The organism is Oceaniglobus roseus, from assembly GCF_002869745.1.
GTDB lineage: Bacteria > Pseudomonadota > Alphaproteobacteria > Rhodobacterales > Rhodobacteraceae > Oceaniglobus > Oceaniglobus roseus.
In genome coordinates this window covers 1-20,004 of record NZ_PNOS01000024.1, presented here as the reverse complement: position 1 = coordinate 20,004, position 20,004 = coordinate 1, and the positions used below count along the sequence as shown (strand labels likewise).

The 20,004-nt window shown below is 69.0% G+C and carries 19 protein-coding genes; 4 read left to right on the top strand and 15 right to left on the bottom strand.

The genetic code is table 11. The features are described from left to right. Nucleotides 1-7: 7 nt before the first annotated feature. The 4 genes from A7B20_RS12735 to A7B20_RS12720 form a co-directional block, all read right to left on the bottom strand. Entirely contained in the window at nt 8-973 is a 966-nt protein-coding gene (locus tag A7B20_RS12735; RefSeq protein WP_102108964.1) for an ABC transporter permease, read from the bottom strand. Between the two features lie 76 nt (nt 974-1,049). After that, a complete protein-coding gene (locus tag A7B20_RS12730) occupies nt 1,050-2,603 on the bottom strand; it encodes an ABC transporter substrate-binding protein (protein WP_102108963.1) in 1,554 nt (517 codons plus the stop codon). Nucleotides 2,604-2,701: 98 nt separating this feature from the next. Beyond that, nucleotides 2,702-3,103, bottom strand: coding sequence for a VOC family protein (locus A7B20_RS12725; protein ID WP_102108962.1), 402 nt, complete (start codon nt 3,101-3,103; stop codon nt 2,702-2,704). A gap of 102 nt (nt 3,104-3,205) precedes the next feature. Next, nucleotides 3,206-3,853, bottom strand: a complete 648-nt coding sequence (locus A7B20_RS12720) for a GntR family transcriptional regulator (protein ID WP_102109009.1) — start codon at nt 3,851-3,853, stop codon at nt 3,206-3,208. Nucleotides 3,854-4,192: 339 nt separating this feature from the next. Between A7B20_RS12720 and A7B20_RS12715 the strand changes: the two genes are divergently transcribed. Further along, entirely contained in the window at nt 4,193-4,996 is an 804-nt protein-coding gene (locus A7B20_RS12715; RefSeq protein WP_102108961.1) for a Crp/Fnr family transcriptional regulator, read from the top strand. Here the strand turns inward: A7B20_RS12715 and A7B20_RS12710 are convergent. From A7B20_RS12710 to A7B20_RS12660, 11 genes are all read right to left on the bottom strand, one after another. After that, nucleotides 4,969-5,559, bottom strand: a complete 591-nt coding sequence (locus A7B20_RS12710) for a class I SAM-dependent DNA methyltransferase (protein WP_102108960.1) — start codon at nt 5,557-5,559, stop codon at nt 4,969-4,971. The two genes, A7B20_RS12715 and A7B20_RS12710, sit on opposite strands and share 28 nt — an antisense overlap. Then, entirely contained in the window at nt 5,556-6,278 is a 723-nt protein-coding gene (locus tag A7B20_RS12705) for a PIG-L deacetylase family protein (RefSeq protein ID WP_102108959.1), read from the bottom strand. Before A7B20_RS12705 ends, A7B20_RS12710 begins: the two co-directional genes overlap by 4 nt. Continuing rightward, nucleotides 6,275-7,354: an acyl-CoA dehydrogenase family protein gene (locus tag A7B20_RS12700; protein WP_102108958.1), complete on the bottom strand. Its 1,080-nt coding sequence runs from the start codon at nt 7,352-7,354 to the stop codon at nt 6,275-6,277. Before A7B20_RS12700 ends, A7B20_RS12705 begins: the two co-directional genes overlap by 4 nt. After that, nucleotides 7,351-8,388, bottom strand: a complete 1,038-nt coding sequence (locus A7B20_RS12695) for a glycosyltransferase family 2 protein (protein ID WP_102108957.1) — start codon at nt 8,386-8,388, stop codon at nt 7,351-7,353. Before A7B20_RS12695 ends, A7B20_RS12700 begins: the two co-directional genes overlap by 4 nt. After that, entirely contained in the window at nt 8,385-10,436 is a 2,052-nt protein-coding gene (locus tag A7B20_RS12690) for a catalase (RefSeq protein WP_102108956.1), read from the bottom strand. Before A7B20_RS12690 ends, A7B20_RS12695 begins: the two co-directional genes overlap by 4 nt. Nucleotides 10,437-10,455: 19 nt before the next feature. Beyond that, nucleotides 10,456-11,496 carry a glycosyltransferase family 4 protein gene (locus tag A7B20_RS12685; RefSeq protein ID WP_157937677.1) on the bottom strand — a complete coding sequence of 347 codons (1,041 nt, stop codon included), beginning with the start codon at nt 11,494-11,496 and terminating at the stop codon, nt 10,456-10,458. Next, nucleotides 11,493-12,407, bottom strand: a complete 915-nt coding sequence (locus tag A7B20_RS12680; RefSeq protein ID WP_102108954.1) for a glycosyltransferase family 2 protein — start codon at nt 12,405-12,407, stop codon at nt 11,493-11,495. The genes A7B20_RS12685 and A7B20_RS12680 overlap by 4 nt, the downstream gene beginning before the upstream one ends. A gap of 9 nt (nt 12,408-12,416) precedes the next feature. After that, nucleotides 12,417-13,862 carry a glycosyltransferase family 2 protein gene (locus tag A7B20_RS12675; protein ID WP_102108953.1) on the bottom strand — a complete coding sequence of 482 codons (1,446 nt, stop codon included), beginning with the start codon at nt 13,860-13,862 and terminating at the stop codon, nt 12,417-12,419. 186 nt (nt 13,863-14,048) lie between these two features. Continuing rightward, nucleotides 14,049-14,405 carry a DUF1850 domain-containing protein gene (locus tag A7B20_RS12670; RefSeq protein ID WP_102109008.1) on the bottom strand — a complete coding sequence of 119 codons (357 nt, stop codon included), beginning with the start codon at nt 14,403-14,405 and terminating at the stop codon, nt 14,049-14,051. 35 nt (nt 14,406-14,440) lie between these two features. Continuing rightward, a complete protein-coding gene (locus A7B20_RS12665) occupies nt 14,441-16,516 on the bottom strand; it encodes a TRAP transporter permease (protein WP_102108952.1) in 2,076 nt (691 codons plus the stop codon). Nucleotides 16,517-16,588: 72 nt separating this feature from the next. Then, nucleotides 16,589-17,545, bottom strand: coding sequence for a TAXI family TRAP transporter solute-binding subunit (locus A7B20_RS12660; protein ID WP_102108951.1), 957 nt, complete (start codon nt 17,543-17,545; stop codon nt 16,589-16,591). Nucleotides 17,546-18,114: 569 nt separating this feature from the next. Between A7B20_RS12660 and A7B20_RS12650 the strand changes: the two genes are divergently transcribed. From A7B20_RS12650 to A7B20_RS12640, 3 genes are all read left to right on the top strand, one after another. Beyond that, a complete protein-coding gene (locus A7B20_RS12650) occupies nt 18,115-18,603 on the top strand; it encodes a c-type cytochrome (RefSeq protein ID WP_102108949.1) in 489 nt (162 codons plus the stop codon). A gap of 70 nt (nt 18,604-18,673) precedes the next feature. Next, nucleotides 18,674-19,105 (top strand): Pycsar system effector family protein, encoded by a 432-nt coding sequence (locus A7B20_RS12645; protein WP_102108948.1) that lies wholly within the window; start codon nt 18,674-18,676, stop codon nt 19,103-19,105. Nucleotide 19,106: 1 nt separating this feature from the next. Further along, nucleotides 19,107-20,004: FecR family protein (locus A7B20_RS12640; RefSeq protein WP_172961012.1), on the top strand; the 898-nt coding region annotated here is incomplete at its 3' end.

Here is a 20,004-nt window from a genome sequence, read left to right as displayed (position 1 = left end):
GACGGACTCATTTCAGGCTGATGCGCGGGTCGATCAGGGTGTAGACCAGATCGACGATGAAATTGATCACGACGAAGATCAGCGCCACCAGCATCAGGTAGACCACGATCACCGGCCGGTCGGCGCGGTAGATCGAGTCGATCAGCAGCTTGCCCATGCCGGGCCAGGAGAAGATCGTCTCGGTGATCGTCGCGAAGGCGATCAGGTCGCCCAGTTGCAGCCCGAAGATCGTGACCACCGGGATCAGCGCGTTCTTCAGCCCGTGACCGTACAGCACGTCCTTCCGCGGCACGCCCTTGGCGCGGGCGAACTTCATGAAGTCCTGCCGCGAGACCTCCATCATCCCCGCCCGCGTCATCCGCAGCAGGATCGCCATGGTGCCGAGCGAGAGGGTGATCGCGGGCAGGGCGATGTGGTGCCAGCCGTCCAGCGTGAGGAGCGAGATGCGCAGCCCGAAGATCTCGCCCGTGTCGCCCCGCCCGGAGGACGGGAAGATGCCCCAGTGCACCGCGAAGAGATAGATCAGCACCATCCCGACCCAGAAGCCGGGCAGCGAGATGCCGAGGAGCGAGCCCGCCATGATCGTGCGGCTGAGCCTGCCGTTCGGATTGGCCCCGGCATAGACGCCGAGCGGGATCGCCACCAGCACGGCCAGCCCCATGGCGACCAGCACCATCTCGACCGTCGCGGGCAGCCGTTCGAGTATCAGCGTCATCGCAGGCTGGCGGAACACGTAGGAACGGCCGAAGTCCCCCTGGACGATGGAGGAGAGGAACTTCCAGTACTGCACCGGCAGCGACTGGTCGAGCCCGAGCAGGCGGCGCGCCTGTGCGATCTCGCTGTCGGTGGCGTCGATCGGGACCACCATGAACACCGGGTCGCCGGTGAAGCTCATCATCAGGAAGACGATCACGGAGACGACCCAGAGCACGAGGATCATCTGGATCAGCCGTTTCAGCAAATAGCCAAGCATTCAGCGCGCCGGGTTCTGTCGGGAAAAGGAAACCCCCGCCCGCGGGGACGGGCAGGGGTCGTGACGTTTTCGGGGATTATTCGACGTCCATGTCGTAGGCCCAGATGAACTTGTCGGTCCGCGGCACCAGCGTGACGCCGTCGCGCACGCCGTAGATGTCCTGCTCGTAGTGGAGCGGGATCATCGGGATGTCGGCCATCAGCAGCTTCGTCGCGTCCTGCAGGATCGCGTCGCGCTTCTCGAGGCTCGGGGTCGAATCCGCGGCGTCGATCAGCTTGTCGAGTTCGGGGTTCGAGTAGGAGCCGCGGTTGACCTGTCCGTACCCCTCGCGCTTGTCGCGGGTGTAGAACAGGGCGCCGTACATCGACCCGGCATCGCCCGCCGGCACGTCCCAGCCGCTCATGATGAAGCTCGAGTTCTCGGTCGGGACGCGGATATAGCCCCAGAAGTTCGACTTCGGCATGATGTTGAGGTTCAGCGTCACGCCGATCTTGGCCAGCATCGACGCCAGCGCCTGCGCGATCTGGGCGTCGTTGACATAGCGGTTGTTGGTCGCGTCCAGCGTCATCGTGAAGCCGTCGGGATATCCGGCCTCGGCCAGCAGCGCCTTCGCCTTCTCGATGTCCATCGGGTACATCTCGCGGAAGTTCATCCCCTCGACGTAGCCGGTGTGCGAGGCGGGCACGAACTGCTCGCTTGGCGTGGCGAGGCCGTTCATGACGATCTTGTTGATCGCGTCCACGTCGATCGCCCGGGCAATCGCCTCGCGCACCCGCTGGTCGGTCATCGGGTTGTCGCCCTCGATGGTCGGGGACTTGGCCCGCGTGTCCATCGCCAGCACGACGTTCAGAAGGCTGGGCCGGGTGATGACCTCGAAGCCGTCCTCGTTACGCACCCGCTCGACATCGCGCACGGCGAGGTCCTGGATCACGTCCACCTCGCCGGTCAGCAGCGCCGCCGTGCGGGTGGCGGGGTTGGTGATCGGGCGGAAGGTGACCTGCTTGATCTTCGGCGCGCCCGCCCAGTAGTCGTCGAAGGCGCTGAGGACCAGCTTTTCCTCCTTGATCCACTCGTCGAGCTTGTAGGGCCCGGTGCCCATGGGCTTCAGGTCCATCTGCTCGTCGCCGGTCTCGGTCGTGTACTCCTCGTCGAGGATCAGGACCTCGGCCAGGTCGTTCGGCAGCACGGCGTAGGGAGCGGGGGTCGTGATCTCGACGGTCAGATCGTCGATCTTCCGGATCTCCGCGATGTTCGCGACGAGGTCGGGGCGGATCGACTCCTTCGCCTTGTTCACGGTGAAGACCACGTCATCCGCGGTGAAGGCGTTGCCGTTGTGGAAGGTCACGCCCTCGCGCAGCTTGAAACGCCAGGTGGTGTCGTCGACGTTCTCCCAGCTTTCGGCGAGGCCGGGAACGAACTCCAGCTCGGCGGTCCGCTTCACCAGCGGATCGTAGAGGTGATAGTACATGATGTTCGACGACAGCTCCTCGCCCGCGAGGGGGTAGAGGTGGCTGGGGTCGGCGGTGATGCCGATCGTCACGGATTTCTCCTGGGCGACGGCGCCGGTGGCGGCCAGGACGGCCAGCCCCACGGCACCGGCCCGGAGGGCGGTTCGGGACAGGAATTTCATGGTGGCTCCTCTTGTTGGATCGTCGGTCTCGGCGCGGTGGTCCGCCCTTGTCGTTGTCTGTCGTTCCTTCTCGGGCGCGCGGGGTCCCGCGCGCCGCCTCAGTGGCCCTGCTTCGCGGTCTGCACCTCGATCTGGTAGCCCTCGGGATCGCTCATGGCGAAGGCGCGGATGCCAAGCTCCTCGCTGTCTCGCAGCTCGGTCAGCCCGCCGACGCCCTGCGAGACGGCCCATGCATACCAGGCGTCCACGTCGGGGACGCGAAGGCACAGCTGCACCGTCTTCTGCTCGGCCCATTTCTGCATGCCCCGCGTCTCGTCCACGAGGCCGACATGGGCGGTGCCCCCGATGGCGTAGATCTTCGACCAGCCCTGGTCGATGGCAAGCTCGAGCCCCAGCACGTCCTCGTAGAAGGCCATCGCGCGTGGCAGGTCGCGGTAATACTGGAAGGTGATCACCTTGATGACGGCGCCGTCGGGGCGCGATGGACTGTCCGAACTCATCCCTGCATCCCCTCTGGGCAGCGTCGGTATCCGGATGGTATACACATCGCATTCCCTGTCAACAGAGCTTGCGGCACCTTTGGCCGAACGGTCGGCGGGGTCTCAGAAGGGGTGGTTGATCCGCGCGATGATCGCCTCGCGCACGTTGGTCAGGTGCAGCTTCATCGCCGCCGCGGCCGTCTCCGGCTGCTGCGCCGTGATCGCGTCGATGATCGCCAGATGCTCGTAACAGCCCGGCAGCAGCCGTTCCGGGATCGAGCCCTGGTCGAACATCCGGGTCCTGGTCTTCAGCCCCTCGATCAGTTCGCAGAGCAGTTTCGAACCGGCGAGGCGGGCAATCTCGAGGTGCAGCTGCGCGTCGAGATCGGAATGCACGCGCGATTCCGGCCGCGGCCCCTCCAGAAACCCCAGGATTCGGGCACGGAAGGGCAGCAGGGTCTCGACGGCCTGCATGGACTGTGCCGCCTTCCTTGCCGTTTCGCATTCCAGCAGACTGCGCGCGTGCAGGATCTCCATGATCTCGCTCAGGGAGACGCGGCTGACGACCGGGGTGCTGCCGTCCACCCGGCGCGCCAGCCCCTCGCTGATCAGAAGGCCGATGGCCTCGCGCACCGGCGTGCGCGACACCCCCAGCAGATCGGCGAACTTCTTCTCCCGCAGCAGCGTGCCCGGTTCGAGCGTTCCGTCGAGGATCATGGCTTTCAGCCGCTGGAACGCCGTGTCCCCCAGCGTCTTCGTCGACTCGTTCATCGCCACCATCTTCCGCTCCCTGAAGCCGCGCAACCTTGCGAACAGGATCCTGTCACCACTTTCTGTATACACAGTGTACGCCGATCCTGCCATCCGAGTTTCGAGGATGGCGAGATCCGGCACGCGCCGCTCCGACCATGGAACGTGACGCGTCCCATCGCGTTAATCGCGCAAAACCCGAGGGCGCCGGGAAGGATCGAGATCGCACCGCACGAGCCGCGCTGCTGTGGCTGCGGTCGTCGACCGGACCTTACAAACAGCCGACAGTCCGGCCCCCGGTTCGCCAGTTGTCAGGCCCGAGAGCCGCAGGGTCGTCAGCGCAATGCAGGGAGCCGTTCGATGAGCATCAGCAACCCGGTAATGGCATCCGACGAAGGTCCGGAGGCGGGCGCTCCGGAACCCCACCCCTCGCCCCGCCTCGCGTCGCAATACCGCCGCGGGATGATCGGGCGCATAGGCCCCGACCTGTGGGAAAGCCTGTCTCTCGCCTGCACCGAAATCCGCGACCTCGGGGCCCGCGAGACGCTGTCGAGGGCAGGCGAGCCCCTCGGGCACAGTGCGCTGCTGCTTGAGGGCATGATGGTGCGCTACATCCCGGCCGAGGGCGGCACGCGGGGCGGCCGTTCGCTGGTGTCGATACAGGTGCCGGGCGATTTCGTCGACCTTCACGGGCTGCCGCTGGGCCACCTCGACCACGACGTCTGCACCCTCGGCAGCGCGAAGATCGCGCTGTTCCCCCATGACGACCTGAAGGCCATCATGGAACGATCTGCCGAGGATGCCCGCACCCTGTGGCTCTTGACGATGATCGACGCCTCGATCCATCGCCACTGGATCTACCGCAGCGCCCGCCTGCGGGCGCTGGCCTCGATCGCCGACTTCATCTGCGAGATGGACACGCGCCTTCAGGCCTGCGGCGAGGTGGTCGACGACCGGATACCGCTGCCCCTGCTGCACACCGACATCGCGGACGTGACGGGGCTTTCGCCTGTCCATGTGAGCCGCGTCGCCAAGGAACTGCGCGAGGCCGGCCTCTGCACCCTGCGCGATGGCCTGGCCGAGATCCACGACCGGGGGCGCCTGCAGCAGCTGGCAAGGTTCGATCCGGCCTATCTCTATCCGCCGGTTCCCTCCACGGGGTAGGGCAGGAACGCGGCCGCGATCCATGACGGACCCGCGTCGCGGCGGACGTCATGGCTCGGGTACGCCTCCGCCAGTGCCGAAAGGAGGATTTCCTCGACCCCGGCAGCGGTCAGATGCGTCTCTGTTTCGCCGGTATATCCCGCGACGAGGCACGCGCCGCCGGGCGCCAGGGACCGCGCGACTCGCACGACGGTTTCGTCCAGGTCGTCGCGGCTCAGGTAATACAGCACCTCGGAGAGAACGATCAGATCCCAGGGGCCGCCCGGCCAGTCCCTGGGGATCGCGCCGACCTCGAACCGCGCACCGGGGATGCCGCGGGCCCGTGCGCGGGCCACGGCGGTCGGCGCGAAATCGAGTGCCAGCAGGCTGTCGCAGCGGCGGGCGATCATGCCGCTCATCACGCCGATGGAGCAGCCGATCTCGAGTGCCCGGCGGTAGCGGGCCCTCGGCAGCAAGGCGAGACAGCGGCGGTACTTGTCCGCTTCATAGGCGCTGGTTTCGTACCGCCATGGATCGCCCGCGTCGCGATAGAGACGGTCGAAGGAGGCGGCGTCACGGGTCATGTCGCGACGACGATCTCGTCGGTGTCCACGAAATGCGCGGCGAGTGCCGCAGGCATGACGAAGCCCTCGGGGTCGTCGGTGATGAGGCGGGTCATCTGCGACACGTGCGCGGCGACGGCGCGGGCCTTGGCGGCGCGGTAGCGCACCGTCTCGAACCGGCCGAGGGCGCGGGGGTCTGCGGATACGGCGGGAGGCTGCACGCGCCCCCAGACCGGGAAGGCGAACATGCGAAGGGCGTGGCGGCCGGCGATCCAGCGTCCAAGCCGCCAGGTGCGCTGGTGATCGGGGTGCGGATCGCCGTTCCAGGTGGTCCAGAGCGCGGTCGCCTCCCGCAGGAGCGGCAGGAGCCGGGCCTCCACATCGGCGAACACCTCGGGGCTGTCGGGCGCATCCATGTCGCGATAGCCGAGCCATACCGGCGGATACCGGCCGCCCGTGAGGATCCCGACCGCACGCTCCGCCTCGCGCCGCCGCAACGCGGCGAGCACCGGAGGGGGATGGCTGGCCGAGTTCGGGTGCGACCGGCTGCCGTCGGTGACGAGGACGACGTGAACCCGGTGCCCGGCCGCGCAAGCCGCGGCGATGGCCCCGCCCATGGCGAGCGACTCGTCGTCCGGGTGCGGCGAGAGGACGATGACGCTGCCGGTTCCCGTCAGCTGCTCCATCGCGATGGCGGGCGCGGCGGCGGCTGCGGCCACGAGGGCCGTGAAGGCGGTCATGCCACGCCCCAGAATTCGCCGACAGGGAGATCTGCCCGGCAGAGCGTCCGCCCCACCTGCGTGAGCTTGCCGTCAAGATCCGCCTGCCGCAGGAAGAAGGCGAGGTCGCGCCGCACGAGGTCGGCTCGGTGGCCGGTGGCGAAGGAGCGGGTGCCGAGGGCGCGGTCCGCGATCGCGATGGCGTCGAGGCTGGCCTGCTCCACCGCCTCTCGCGCCGCGAGGCTCAGCGCCACCGCCCCGGGACCGGCGCCGGGGCCTTCCACCTGCCGCGCCGCATCCTCCACGCAAAGCCGCGCGCCGTGGGCCAGGGCGACGATGCGCGCGACGCGGTGCAGCTGCGCCTCGGTGGCGGCATCGCCCCGCGTGGCGACGGCCCGGCGGACCTCTTCGGCCAGGGCTTCGATCCCGCCGGTCTGGAGGGCGGCATAGCGCCAGACGCCCCCCTGGAAATGCGGCTCCTTCAGGTAGTCGCCGGGGGCGCCGAGGGGTTCGGCCGTCGCACCGTTGAAGTCGTAGCGGCCGGACACCGTCGCCCTCATGCCCGAGGTCTTCCACACCGCGGCATCGGCGCGGGCCCGGTCTGTGACCGTTGCCAGCAGGAGTTGCGGCCCGTCCGCCGACTCCGCGGTCAGAACGGCGCGCCCGACGGTGCCGAGACCGGAGGCGAAGCGCTTGCCGCCGCTGAGCCGCAGGGCCCCGTCGCCACCCTCCGCGATCCGCAACGGAGGATCGTCGTCGGCGCCCCAGACGCCGAAGATCGTGCCGCTGTCGGCTTCGGCCTGGCAGGACTGCCGCTGGCGGGCGGTGCCATGGAGCGCGACGAGCTTCAGCGCGTTCATGTGGCCTTCGGCCAGCCGACCCACCGGCAGGCTGACCCGCCCGATCCGGCGCAGCAGGGTGGCATGGGCGGACGGGTCGCCCCGGCACAGCCGGTTCAGGATGCCCGAAGCCGCCAGCATCGCCATGTCCTCGGCGAGGGTCCGGCGGCCCGCGTCCGCCTCGGCGGCGCCGGACGCGACGAAGGCCAAGGCCTCGTCCTCGGTCGGCACAGTCACTTTCCGGGCGAGGGAGGTCATGCGGTGAGCCGTCCTTCGGCAGGGCGCAAGGCCTGAACCGCCGCGGCAAGCTCCGGCAGTTCGCGGTGGAGGTCCGACAGGCGCAGCCGTCTCCGGGGCAGGGCGGTCAGCGCGTTTCGGGCTTGCGCCAGTGCCGCGGCCGATGCGTCCGGATCGACCTGAAGCTCCCGGAGGTGGCGACGCAGTCGCGCGCGATGGAGGGTCGCCGCCGCGGTTTCGAGCCCTGCGTCGACCGCCGGGTCGGCCTCGGTGATCCGGGCCGAGAGCGCGCGGGCCATGCCGCCGGGGGTGCGCCCCCGCAGACGGCAGGAGGTGCTGACCCGCGCCTCGGCCGAATGGCGCAGCCGCCAGCCGCGAAGGTCGGCGCGGGCAGCGAAGGTGCGATCCTCTCCCTCGGGAATGGCCGGCATGCCGCCGACATCGTCGTAGAGCGCCATGCGGAAGGCGAGGCTCGCCCCCGGTTCGGAGTTGTGGGTGGGGGCCGGGTCGTGCGGAACGGGATCGACAAGGGTGCGCAGCGCGATGGTCAGTGCGGTGTATTCGCCCTCGATCGCGCCGCGCCCGGCGATGATCGTCGGCAGGCGGGCGAACTCCGCCGGATCGGGCAGGACGGTGCCGCAGACAAGGTCGGCCTGCCGCAGCGCGTCGAGGTTGGCATCGACCCAGTCGGGGAAGACCGTGCTGTCGGCGTCGGTGGTCATCACGACGGCCGCGGGCGCCAGACGGGCCAGGCCGGCCTCCACGGCCCTGCGCCGGGCCGCTCCGACCCCTCCCGCCACTCCGCCGTGGTCGTCAAGCAGCACGCCCGCGGCCCCCGTCGCCTCAAACCAGCGCCGGGCCCGTTCGAAGGTGTCGTCCTGCGAGCCGTTGACCGCCACGACGAGGCCGCCGCGACCGCGCAGGGCAAGAGCGGCGGCGTCGAGGCAGGCGACGATGCGGTCTGCCTCGTTTCGGGCCGGAATGGTGACGACCACCGGCCAGCCCGCGCCGCTGCCGAAGGCGCAGCGTCGGCGCGCCGGGCGGGGCGTGGTCATTCGCCGCGCTCCCAGAAGCGGAGAGCGCCGCAGGCCTCGATGAAATCGCGGGCCCCGTCCTTCTCCAGCACGAACACGCCCGCGTCCGGGTCTTCGTCCACTGCGGCGGTCCAGAACCCGTCCCGGGCCTCGGGCGACAGCGCGATGAACTTCATGTGCGCGTGGGCATCGGCAAGGAAGGTCCTGGCGCCGTGCATCCGTCCGAGCCTTGCCGCGCCCTCGTCGGAGGCGATCACCGCGACGGCGTCGTAGAGAACCGAGGGCGCGCCGTCGAGCTTCTGGTCCGCCGCGATCCGCTTGCCCTCTGATGTCGTGACGCCGCCGACCTTCTCGGCCACGATCTCGACCACGGCGCCTGCCTTCTCGGCCGCCTTGCGCACGTCGTCGAACGTCTCCCGGGAAATCCCGTCGGTCAGCAGCAGGCCCAGCTTGCGACCGGCGAAGCTGTCGGGGGCGTTCTTCAGGATGCTGAGCTTCGGGGAGGGCCGGGTCTCGATGACCGGGCGGGCGGCTTCGGCCGGATCCGGCATCTCCTCCAGCCCCAGCCCGTCGGCGACCATCTCGGCCAGCCCGGCGTCGATGTTCAGCAGGTGCGACACCATCCGGCTGCGGATCTCCAGCCGCTCGACCTTCGACAGCTCGAAGATCAGCGCATCGGCGATATGCCCGGCCTCGACATCCGTCTGGCTGAGGTAGAACTGGCGCGCCTGGCTGTAGTGGTCGGCGAAGGTGTCCGAGCGCACGCGCTGCTTCGTTCCCGACACCTCTTCGTCGTAGGACCGGAAGCCGCGCTCGGCATCCTCCCGCGGGCCCAGGCCATGGCTGTTCGGCTCGTAGTTGGCGCGCCCCTTCGGATTGTGCATCGCCATGTGCCCGTCCTGCTGGAGATGCGCGAAGGGACATTTCGGGGCGTTGATCGGGATGTGGTTGAAGTTCGGGCTGCCCAGCCTTTTCAGCTGCGTGTCGAGATAGCTGAAGTTCCGCCCCTGCAGCAGCGGGTCGTTCGAGTGGTCGATGCCGGGCACGATGTTGCCGGTCTGGAAGGCCACCTGCTCGGTCTCGGCGAAGAAGTTGTCGACCATCCGGTCCAGCGTCATCGTCCCGACGATGCGCACCGGCACGTCCTCCTCGGGGATCAGCTTGGTGGCGTCGAGCACGTCGAAGTCGAAGCTGTCGGCGAAGGTGTCGTCGAAGATCTGCACGCCGAGATCCCATTGCGGCGGGTCCGCCTTCTCGATCGCGTCCCAGAGGTCGCGGCGGTGGAAGTCGGGATCCGCGCCGTTGATCTTTACAGCCTCGTCCCAGAGCACCGATTGCAGGCCCTGCTTCGGCTTCCAGTGGAACTTGACGAAGTGCGACTTGCCCTCGGCATTGACCAGGCGGAACGTGTGGACCCCGAACCCTTCCATGAACCGGAACGAGCGCGGGATCGTGCGGTCGGACATGATCCACATGACCATGTGCATCGACTCGGGCATCAGCGAGATGAAGTCCCAGAAGTTGTCGTGCGCCGTCTGGGCCTGGGGGAAGCCGCGGTCGGGCTCCTGCTTGGCGGCATGGATCAGGTCGGGAAACTTGATCGCGTCCTGGATGAAGAACACGGGGATGTTGTTGCCGACCAGATCCCAGTTGCCCTCCCTGGTGTAGAACTTCGTGGCGAAACCGCGCACGTCGCGGGCAAGGTCTGCCGAGCCCTTGTTGCCGGCCACGGTCGAGAAGCGGACGAAGACCTCGGTCTTCTCGCCGACCTCGGTCAGGATCCTCGCACGGGTCACGTCTTCCAGCGACTCCTTCAACTCGAAGGTGCCGTGGGCGCCGTAACCGCGGGCGTGGACCACCCGCTCGGGGATGCGCTCGTGATCGAAGTGGAACAGCTTCTCGCGGAAGATCTGGTCTTCCAGAAGGTGCGGGCCGCGCGGCCCCGCCTTCAGGCTGTTCTGGTCGTCGGCGATCGGCATGCCGACCTGCGTCGTCATCGTGTCGTGCTTGCCGCCCGCGGTCTGGTGGGTCTCGCCACCGGTCCGGGCAGTCGTCTTGTCGTCTTTCATGTCCTGGCCTTTCTCTGGTTCAGTCTGACAGGCGTTCGAGTTCGGGGGCATCGGCAGGCGCCGCGCCCAGCAGGGCGGCCCAGTCCTCCACCACGCGGGAGAGCCGGAACTCCGGCCGCGCCTGGGCGAGGGGGCGGTGATCGGGGGCGGCGCGCCACTCAGCGATCCGGGCGGCGATGGCTGCCGGATCGGTGGTGTCGATGCACTGGGAGGGGCAGGACGCGACCTCGTCGTTGGCGCCGAGCCCTCGGTGCAGGAGCGCGGGGCAGCCGACCGCGTTGGCTTCCGCGATGACGAGGCCGAAGGTCTCGGCAAAACGGTCCTGCGGGTAGAACAGGCAGAGCGCGCGGCGCATCCAGCGGATCAGGGCCGCCTGACCGAGGCGTCCGATGGGAATCACGCCCTCGGGTACGGGTCCGGTCGGCCAGGCGAGGTAGCCGGGGTCGGCCACCGCGAGGCGCAGGTCGGGGAGACGCGTGCGCAGCGTCTCGAACCGGCGGAACACCTGGTCGAGCCCCTTGTGCGGCGAGCTTGCGAACAACAGGAGATTCGGGTCGCGGGGCGTCCCGTCGGGGGCGAGCGCTTCGGCGATGGGATTGTGGAGGTGACGGATCCGCTGTTCCTCCGCGCCGCAGAAGTCGCGCAGCCACCGCGCGTGGGACGCCGACACGCAGACGATCTCGATGCCTGCGCCGGCCATCGCCGTGGCAAGGCCGCGGTTGTGGCGTCCGGGGAAGCCGTGCAGCCACAGGATGATCCGCGTCCCGGGATGAAGGCGGGCGACCTTCGCGGCGACCTTCCAGGAGTTGACGACGATGATCGCGGCGGGCCTTTCGGGCAGGGGCCGCTTCGGATCGAACCCCTCGTACCTGACGCCCGCAGACGATATGACGGAGCCGGGCCGCGCGCTCTGGCGGACCGTGATCGGCAGCCGCCGCGACAGCGCCTCGCAGATGCGCACCAGCGTCATCTCTGTCCCGCCCAGTCCGGCAAGGTCGCCCGGAAGGCCGGTGTAGGGCCGGGGCGCCATGGGGTCTATGAAGGTGACGCCGCCGCTCACGCGACCTGCTCCACGTCGGCCGACGTGAGCCTGGCCAATGCCTCCGCATCGCAGAGCGCGGGATTGCTGCAGTCGCGGATCCGGATGCCGGTCAGGTCGATCGGCACCGGCTCGACCTCGCGTGTGGCGAACCAGCGGCCGACCGCGTCCCAGACCCGCGCGCGATCCCGCTTGCGGCGCGCGCTGTCATAGTCTGTCTCGGCCTGCCGGGTCAGACCGTCGGCGCTTTCGATCTTGGTCAGCAGGATCTCGGGGATCACCCAGAGCACCTCTCCGCCCATGATCAGCCGGTTGCGGAACTCGCGGTCCTCCTCGATGCAGTCCGAGAATCCGCCGAGCCGGTCGAAGACCGAACGGTGGAACAGCCCCGAATTGACATGGGTCCAGTCCCCCGGCACGCCCGCCGCCATCTGCAGGTTCGGGAAGAAGTCGTCGACCAGGCTCAGCGTGCGGCGGATCTCGACCCGCTCGCCATCGGGCAGGATCAACTCGTGGTGGCTCAGCACACCGCCAAGCTGCACCTCCGATCCCGGCGTGCGGCCCGAAAGCGCCCAGTTCAGGCAGGGGTGGGCGCTGATGCCCGGCTGGCCCATGACACGGGCCTGCCGCAGGACCTTGTCGCGATGCGGCACGTCGTCGGAATCGTGAAACGTGATCGCGTCCGCGCACGACAGGGCGATGCCCACGTTCTTGGCCTGCGCCGTGCCGGCATTCCGGGCAAGCCGCACGCCGACGAACCGGGGATGGTCTTCGTAGCGACCGACGACCTCGGCGGTGCGGTCGGTGGAGCCGTCGTCGACCACCATCACGGTGGTCCGCGCGTGCGACTGGCCGAGGGCGGCTTCGATGGCCTGGGGCAGAACTTCGGCGCGGTTGTAGGTGGGGATGACGATCGTGACGCTGGGATCCATGATGGCCTCCTAGTCAGGGCGAAGAGCGGCGCGGTACGCGGAGAGACCGGAGCGCGTGGCGAGGGAGAGCGGCAGGGGAAGGATCAGGAGCGTCGCGCCCGTGATCCCGGCCCAGTCGAGGGGCGCCGCGACGACGAGGGCAAGCCCGGCTGCGGCAAGTGCCGGAATGGCCGGGTCGATCCGGTCGGACGCGTCGGCGGCATCCTTGGCCGTGCGCCGGAAGCTGTCGGCCCGGCCGAGAAGCGCATCGACGGTGCCAAGGGCCGAGGGCAGGATCAGTGCCACACGGGCGGCAAGGGCGTCCGTCAGGACCCGCGTCGGCGGACGGCCCTGCAGGAGCGCCGCGAGGATCATGGGCAGGCAGGCGGACAGGCCCACGCCGACCAGGCCCAGCCCGCAGACTGCGGTCAGCGTCGCGGCCGAACCGGGGTCGATGCCGAAGGCCAGCGCGGCGCCGCCTCCGATCAGGCCCGCCGCGAGCGGGAGGGCAAGGTTGGCCCAGGCGGTGAGTTGCGAGAAGACCCTGAAGGCGGTGCGCGGCGCGAGGCCGCCGAGCCCGCCAAGGGCCGTCTGGAGGTTGCCCGAGGCCCAGCGATAGCGCTGCAGGCACAGCCCCGCCAGGTCGAGCGGCAGGATCCCCCGTCCGGCCACGCGATCGACGAACCGTCCCGTGAAACCGGAACGGCGCAGCCGGACGCCGAGATCGGCATCCTCGGTGACGCTGTCGCCGTTCCAGCCGCCGACCCTTTCGAGGGCGCCGCGCCGGATGACGCTGAGCGTACCGGTCAGCAGCATCGCACCGGCGACATCCGCGTGGCGGGCATGGCGGAGGAAATAGTCGGCCAGCTCCAGGGAAATGCCCGCGGCTCTGCCGGTATCCTCGCGATAGGCCTGCGGGAATTGCAGGAAGTCGTCGTCCCGCCGGTGCAGTTCGCTTGCCGCGACGGCCAGGAAATCGCGCTCGACCTCGTAATCGGCGTCGATGACGACAACGTGGGTCGCCCGCGGATGGCTCCGGGCCAGCGCGATGTTGAGGGCGCCGGCCTTCGCCCCCTTCACATCGTCCTCGTGATAGAACCGGAAGGCGGATCCATGCGCGCGGCACAGCGCCTCCACAGGCTGCCAGCGGGCGACATCGGCCGTGTTGTTGTCGAGGACGATCACCTCGAACCCGGGGGCGCCGACCTGCCCGGCGAGGGCGCGAAGCGTCCGGGCCACCAGGGCGGGCGGTTCGTCATGGATGGCGAGATGGACCGAAAAGAAGATGTCCTGCCCACCTTTCGCCTCGGATGCCGGACGGGTCGGACGACGCGACAGGCAGGCCGTCAGGTTCAGCGCGCCGAGGCCGATCTGGGCCGCCGCGATCAGGACGAGGGGCACCACCATCCAGGCGGGCGCCAGCAGCGCAAGCGAAATGGTCGCGAGGAACACACCTCGCCCGTCCAGTCCGGACATCCGTCGTCTCCAGGGTGGTGGCTGCCGTTCGGCATGCCGTCATGCCCTATCAACAGCGGCTGGCCGTTGAGGTTCAGGTAACATTTGTTAAGCGGAGGCGATGATGGAACCGCCCTTCGCCCCACGCCGCCGCCACGGGCCTTGCGAACAGGGGCAGGGAACACGGGACGCGGCGGCCCGATCGCCCTAGCCTGCGATGTCCGGCGCAGCAGCCGGAGGATCCCCGGCACAAGGCGTGATGACGACCGGCGCGCCCGGCTGCGCGCCAAGTTCCCGGCACCTGCCGTCGGCGCAGAGCCGCCAGCCCCCGCCGGTCGCCCCGGAGGCCGCCAGGGTCAGCGCGGGCACCGTCAGGTCGGGCTCGGATACCCACCATCCGTCCTCCAGCCGCGCGTCCGGCCCGGGCTCCATCCCTGCGCCCGAGCCACGCACCTCGGCCCGCGACAGGCGCAGCGCGTCGGGGACGACATGCCACGTCTCGCGCCACTCGATCCGCTCGACCGAATGCGTCCAGGACAGGGTGAAGTCGGGCGCCGCCAGCATCAGCGTGACGGCACCCACGGCAAGGCAGGCGGCGCTCAAGCGCTGGCCGCCTTGCGTCCCTTGAACCAGACCAGGCCGAAGGTCAGCGCCGCCAGGGCGAAGCCAATCTCGTCCGTCAACGACAGCGACGCGATGAGGGTGAAGGCCGCGACCATCGCGATGGCCCGGAGCGGCCAGCCGAGCGGCCGCCCCAGCCAGCCGATCACGGCGATGCCCCAGAGCACGATGGACAGCGCGGTCTTGAGGACGACATAGACGACCGCGGGCCAGAAGCCGATGGCATCCGCCAGCGGGCCGCCCGGCTGAAGCATCAGGACCGGCGTGTAGACAGCCATGAACGGGATCACGAAGCCCGCCGCGGCGACCTTGATCGCCTCCATCGAGATCCTGAGACCGTTGGCCTTCGCGATCGGTGCCGCGGCGAAGCAGGCCAGCGCAACGGGCGGGGTCAGGTCGGCGAGGATGCCGAAGTAGAAGACGAACATGTGGCTGACGATCAGCGGCACCCCGAGATCCAGCAGGGCCGGCCCCGCGATGGAGGAGGTGATGATGTAGTTGGGGATCGTCGGGATCCCCATTCCCAGGAAGATGCAGGTGATCATCGTCAGGATCAGCGAGAGGAACAGGCTTTGCTGTCCGATGGAGACGATGAACTGCCCGAAGGTGTTGGCCGCCCCGGTCAGGGTCATGGTGCCGATGATGACGCCGACAAGCGCGCAGGCCACCCCCACCGGAAGCGCGGTGCGCGCGCCTTCGGCCAGGCTGTCGCGGATGAGGCCCAGCGTGGCGCGGCCGCCGCGCGAGAGGGCGCACCACAGGATCAGCGCGCCGACGGCGGCGAACAGGACGTTGGTGCCGAACTGCAGGAAGGCCGCGGTGACGAGGCCGAGCGCGATCCAGAAGATCGTGCGCAGCGCCGCGGAGGGCAGGCCCAGCACGATCGAACCGCCGAGGATCAGCAGCACCGTCAGCCCCAGCCCCACCGTCCCCGCGAAAAGCGGCGTGTAGCCGCCGAACAGGAGATAGACCAGCACCCCGAGCGGCACCAGCAGCATCCAGCCCTTCTTCACGGCCTGCAGCGGGGAGGGAAGATCTTCCTTCGGGAGGCCGCGGAGCGAATACTTGCCCGCCTCCAGGTGCACGATCCAGAAGGCCGAGGCGAAGTAGAGGATGGCGGGGATCAGCGCGGCCTTGACGATCTCGAGGTAGGGCACGTCGAGCGTCTCGGCCATGATGAAGGCAACTGCGCCCATCACCGGCGGCATGATCTGGCCGCCCATCGAGGCGGTCGATTCGACCCCGCCCGCGAAGGCGGCGCGATAGCCGAAGCGTTTCATCAGGGGAATGGTGAACTGGCCGGTGGTGACGACATTCGCCACCCCCGAGCCCGAGATCGTGCCCATCAGTCCCGAAGACACCACCGCCACCTTGGCGGCGCCACCCTGGCGATGGCCGAACAGCCCCATGGAGACATCGGTGAAAAGCTGGATCATGCCGGCGCGTTCGAGGAACGAGCCGAAGAGGATGAACAGGAAGATGTAGGTCGAGGAGACATAGATCGGGATGCCGTAGATGCCCTCGGTCCCGTAGGCCATGTGGTCGATCACCTGCTCGAAGGCATAGCCGCGATGGTTCAGCGGGAAAGGCAGGTGTTCGCCGAACAGGCAGTAGAGCAGGAAGAAGCCGGAGATGATCGGCAGCGCGATGCCCATCATCGCGTAGCCCGCCGCGAAGACCGTGGCCAGCGCCACCACGCCCACGGCGATGTCGAGCGACGTCGGCCGCCCGGCCCGCAGGATCAGGTCGCGGTACTCGACCCACTGATAGGCGGCGACGAGGACGCCGAGCGCGGCCAGGCCCCAGCCGATCGAGCGAAGGACGGTGCCGCCCCCCTTGGCATAGGCGATGAGCGGGAAGGTCAGCGCCAGCAGGAAGCCGACATGGATCGCGCGGACGATCTGGCTCGGCATGTCGATCAGATGCGCGGCGGTGGCGATCTGGAACAGGGAAAACGCGACGGCGAGCCAGAACAGGGCCTGTCCGGCGGGACCGGCGGGGAAGCTCACGCCATGGCTTTCCGCCGGGACCGGCGGCTCGGCTTCGTGGGTCATGTCGATCTCCGGGATGGTCGTGAACGCCTTGCCGCGCGCCGGACGTGGCGCGCGGCTTCGGTACGGGTCAGATCACTTGATCATGCCCTTTTCCCGATAGAAGCGTTCCGCTCCCGGGTGCAGCGGCACGGGCATACCGTCCAGCGCCTTCTCCAGCGAGATCTGCGCCGCCGCCTGGTGCGACGAGGTCAGCGTCTCGATGTTCTCGAACAGCAGCTTGGTCATCTGGTAGGCCACCTCGTCCGACACGTCGGCATGGGTGATCAGGTAGTTCGAGATCGCGATGGTCGGAACGTCCGCATCCTGGCCGTCGTAGGTGCCGCCGGGGATGGTCGCGGCCTGGTAGGGCGCGCCGAGCTTCTCCGCGATCTCCGCCGGGATCGAGAGCACCGTGATCGGCACCGAGGTCGACAGGTCGCGGATCGAGGCCACGCCAAGGCCGGCCGACTGCAGCGTCGCGTCCAGCTGGCGGTTCTTCATCAGCTCGACCGACTCCGCGAAGGGAAGGTATTCGGTCTTGCCGAGGTCGTCATAGGACATGCCCGCCGCGCCGAGGATGGCGCGCGCGTTCAGCTCGGTACCCGATGCCGGGGCGCCCACCGACACGGCCATGCCGGGCAGGTCTGCCAGCGTGGTCGCGCCGCTGTCCTTGAGCGCGACGAGCTGGATGAAGTTCGGATAGATCCCGGCGATGCCGCGCAGCTTGTCCAGCTTCTCGGGGAAGCCGGCTTCCTTGTCGCCCTTCCAGGCAGCCGCGACGCTGTCGCCGAGCGCGAAGGCGATCTCGCCGCGCCCCTGCTGGAGCAGGTTCAGGTTCTCGACCGACGCCTTGGTCGACTGCACCTGGGTGCGGACGCCCTCGATGTTCTCGCCGTAGATGTTCGAAAGGCCGACACCCAGCGGATAGTAGACGCCGGAGGTGCCCCCGGTCAGGACGTTGATGAAGTTCTGCGCGTGGGCAGCCGGAGCGGCGAGGCCGATGACGGACACGACGAGTGCGCCGCGCAGTGCGGCGGTGAAATAGCTCATGAATTCCTCCCTTGATGGCGATGACGCCATGGATATTCCGCCCGCACGCTGCCGAAACTTCAAGCGATCTCGGCCGGAGGCCCGGAAGTGGCGGGCAATGTGTTGCCACAGCCGTCGCACTGTATTGCCGGAACGGGATTATAGTCAATCGGGTCAGCCTCTTGCCGATTCCGCAAGGCCCGCCCAAGCGGCCACCGGTTCATCTGCGCTGCTTGCGACGGCAAGGGCGCGCCGGCGCGCGCATCGGGTCGGAGAACAGGTTGACCTCATCGACCCGACATCGCGGCGCCGAACACTCGCATAGTGAGAGTTATGTGATCGACATCTGCATCTGGATCCGTGCGACCCGGGACACCAGTTTTCTCCGGATGTCCGGAAAGTCCGCGGACCGCTGCACGGCGCCCCGGCCCCGAACCGCCGGGAACCGGAAATTTCCGACGGAGCGACGCTTGCGCTGTCCGGATAGCGACAAGCCGCTGTCGATTTTCTGCGCGACCGTGGCCGTATCGAGGCTACTTCCTCTGCCTCGCGGCATCATGCCGCGACCGATTGCATTGAGGGAGAATTTCATGACTTCGTTGATCCGTGCGGCGCTCGCCGCCGCCATCGCGCTTTCCGCATCGTCGGTGCTGGCCGAGGATTCGGTCGCGCGGGGGGAATATCTTGTCGGTGTCATCGGCTGCGCCGACTGCCATTCGCCGCGCACTGCCGACGGGGCCCTCGACATGAGCAAGGCCATGTCCGGCGGCATGGGGTTCGAGATCCCGGGCCTCGGCATCTTCTGGGCGCCCAACCTGACCGGCGCCGAAACCGGGCTGCGCGACTGGAGCGTGTCGGACATCGTGACCGCGCTCAGGACCGGCACCCGGCCAGACGGACGGGAACTGGCGCCGATGATGCCCTGGCGGTTCTATGCCGCGCTGACCGACGAGGACGCGGACGCCATCGCGCAGTACATCAAGACCCTGCCCGCCATCGAGAACGCCGTGCCGGCCCCGGTCGCCCCGGGCGAGAAGGCCCCGGCCCCGTACCTGACCCTTGCCTTCCCGCCGGCCTGATGGCCCTGGCCGCGGGGCGCATCGGCCCCGCGGCCGCTCCTCCTCTCGAAGACGCCCGATCGGTTCTCCCATGTCATCGCAACACGACTCCGTCCTGAAACTCTACGAAGGCGCGCTGCGGGCGCTGGACACGAAATCCCAGATCTTCCTCGCCTTCCTCGCCATCACCATGCCGCCCGTCCTCAGCCGGTTCGATGCCGGCGGCATGGCGCAGTGGTTCCGGATCGTCGACGGGATCTGCGTGGCCGGGGCGACTCTCGCCTTCGTCTATTGCCTGATGCCGCGGCGAGGGCGGCGCACCACGCGCGGGCTCTTCGACACCGGCCTGTCCGGCCGCGAGGTCGCCACGCGGTTGCAGCAGGAGGACTATACCTTCGACGCCATCGAACCGATCGCGGCGTTGCACGACATCTACCGGCTGAAGGCCCGATCCGTGAGGCTGGGGATCTGGCTGGTTGCCGCCTACATCCTGTCGGTCGCGGCCGGCTTCGCGCTGGTCTGAGATGCGACTGTTCCCCCTCACCCTGGCGCTGACGCTGGTCCTGGCGCCCGCCCTTCGCGCCGAGGACGCGCCGGTGCCGCGGAACGGCCCCGAAAGCGGCGCCGTTGTCTCGCGCGTCTCCGGCGAAAGCGTGCGCTTCGTGGCCGAACCGCAGTTTCGCCCGCTGGTCCTGGCGCAGGATCTCCTGGGGGGCGACCTTGTCGTGACCGGCGAGAACGGCGTGGTCGGCATCCTGTTCGTGGACGGCACGGTTATGCGGCTTCACCCCCGGACGGAACTGCTGGTTAAGTCGGTCGGGACGGCGGCACAGCTGGAACTGCGGCGCGGCACGATCTGGGCCCGCGCGGCACGGGGGCGTTCGGATGTCACCGTCACCACCCCCGCGGCGGCGGCGGGCATCCGCGGCACCGACTGGGTGCTCGCGGTGGAGGGCGGCGGGCTGACGCGGCTGACCGTCTACGACGGCGCGGTCGAGCTGTCGAACCCGCAGGGTTCGGTCCTGGCAGCCGCCGGGGAGGCCGCCGTCGCCAGCCCGGGCCGCGCGCCGGTGAAGGTGGGCGTGGCGAACCGCCGGGAGGCCGAGCAGATGCTCTATACCGTCGGCACGTCCGAGGCGGCGGACCTGCTGACCGGGGCGGCCGAGGATCTGACCGCAAGCACGGCCGGGAACCCCGACGCGCTGGCGCGCTACCGGGCGGCGCTGGACCTGCTGCGCCGGGGCGATCCCGGTGCCGCGCGGGCGCTCGACCGTGCCGCCGCCGGGCTGGACCGGGAACGTGCCGCCACCGCGCGCTGGCTGGCGGCCTTCGCGCGGATGGACCAGGGCGGCGCGCTGAGGCCGCCGCCGCCGTCCAACGCCGACGCCGATGCACTCGGGGCGGCCGTGGCCGCGGCGATGC

Coding starts and splice junctions, on each gene's coding strand:
- A7B20_RS12735 (WP_102108964.1), bottom strand. CDS start 973: ATGCTTGGCTATTTGCTGAAACGGCTGATCCAGATGATCCTCGTGCTC.
- A7B20_RS12730 (WP_102108963.1), bottom strand. CDS start 2,603: ATGAAATTCCTGTCCCGAACCGCCCTCCGGGCCGGTGCCGTGGGGCTG.
- A7B20_RS12725 (WP_102108962.1), bottom strand. CDS start 3,103: ATGAGTTCGGACAGTCCATCGCGCCCCGACGGCGCCGTCATCAAGGTG.
- A7B20_RS12720 (WP_102109009.1), bottom strand. CDS start 3,853: ATGAACGAGTCGACGAAGACGCTGGGGGACACGGCGTTCCAGCGGCTG.
- A7B20_RS12715 (WP_102108961.1), top strand. CDS start 4,193: ATGAGCATCAGCAACCCGGTAATGGCATCCGACGAAGGTCCGGAGGCG.
- A7B20_RS12710 (WP_102108960.1), bottom strand. CDS start 5,559: ATGACCCGTGACGCCGCCTCCTTCGACCGTCTCTATCGCGACGCGGGC.
- A7B20_RS12705 (WP_102108959.1), bottom strand. CDS start 6,278: ATGACCGCCTTCACGGCCCTCGTGGCCGCAGCCGCCGCCGCGCCCGCC.
- A7B20_RS12700 (WP_102108958.1), bottom strand. CDS start 7,354: ATGACCTCCCTCGCCCGGAAAGTGACTGTGCCGACCGAGGACGAGGCC.
- A7B20_RS12695 (WP_102108957.1), bottom strand. CDS start 8,388: ATGACCACGCCCCGCCCGGCGCGCCGACGCTGCGCCTTCGGCAGCGGC.
- A7B20_RS12690 (WP_102108956.1), bottom strand. CDS start 10,436: ATGAAAGACGACAAGACGACTGCCCGGACCGGTGGCGAGACCCACCAG.
- A7B20_RS12680 (WP_102108954.1), bottom strand. CDS start 12,407: ATGGATCCCAGCGTCACGATCGTCATCCCCACCTACAACCGCGCCGAA.
- A7B20_RS12675 (WP_102108953.1), bottom strand. CDS start 13,862: ATGTCCGGACTGGACGGGCGAGGTGTGTTCCTCGCGACCATTTCGCTT.
- A7B20_RS12670 (WP_102109008.1), bottom strand. CDS start 14,405: ATGCTGGCGGCGCCCGACTTCACCCTGTCCTGGACGCATTCGGTCGAG.
- A7B20_RS12665 (WP_102108952.1), bottom strand. CDS start 16,516: ATGACCCACGAAGCCGAGCCGCCGGTCCCGGCGGAAAGCCATGGCGTG.
- A7B20_RS12660 (WP_102108951.1), bottom strand. CDS start 17,545: ATGAGCTATTTCACCGCCGCACTGCGCGGCGCACTCGTCGTGTCCGTC.
- A7B20_RS12650 (WP_102108949.1), top strand. CDS start 18,115: ATGACTTCGTTGATCCGTGCGGCGCTCGCCGCCGCCATCGCGCTTTCC.
- A7B20_RS12645 (WP_102108948.1), top strand. CDS start 18,674: ATGTCATCGCAACACGACTCCGTCCTGAAACTCTACGAAGGCGCGCTG.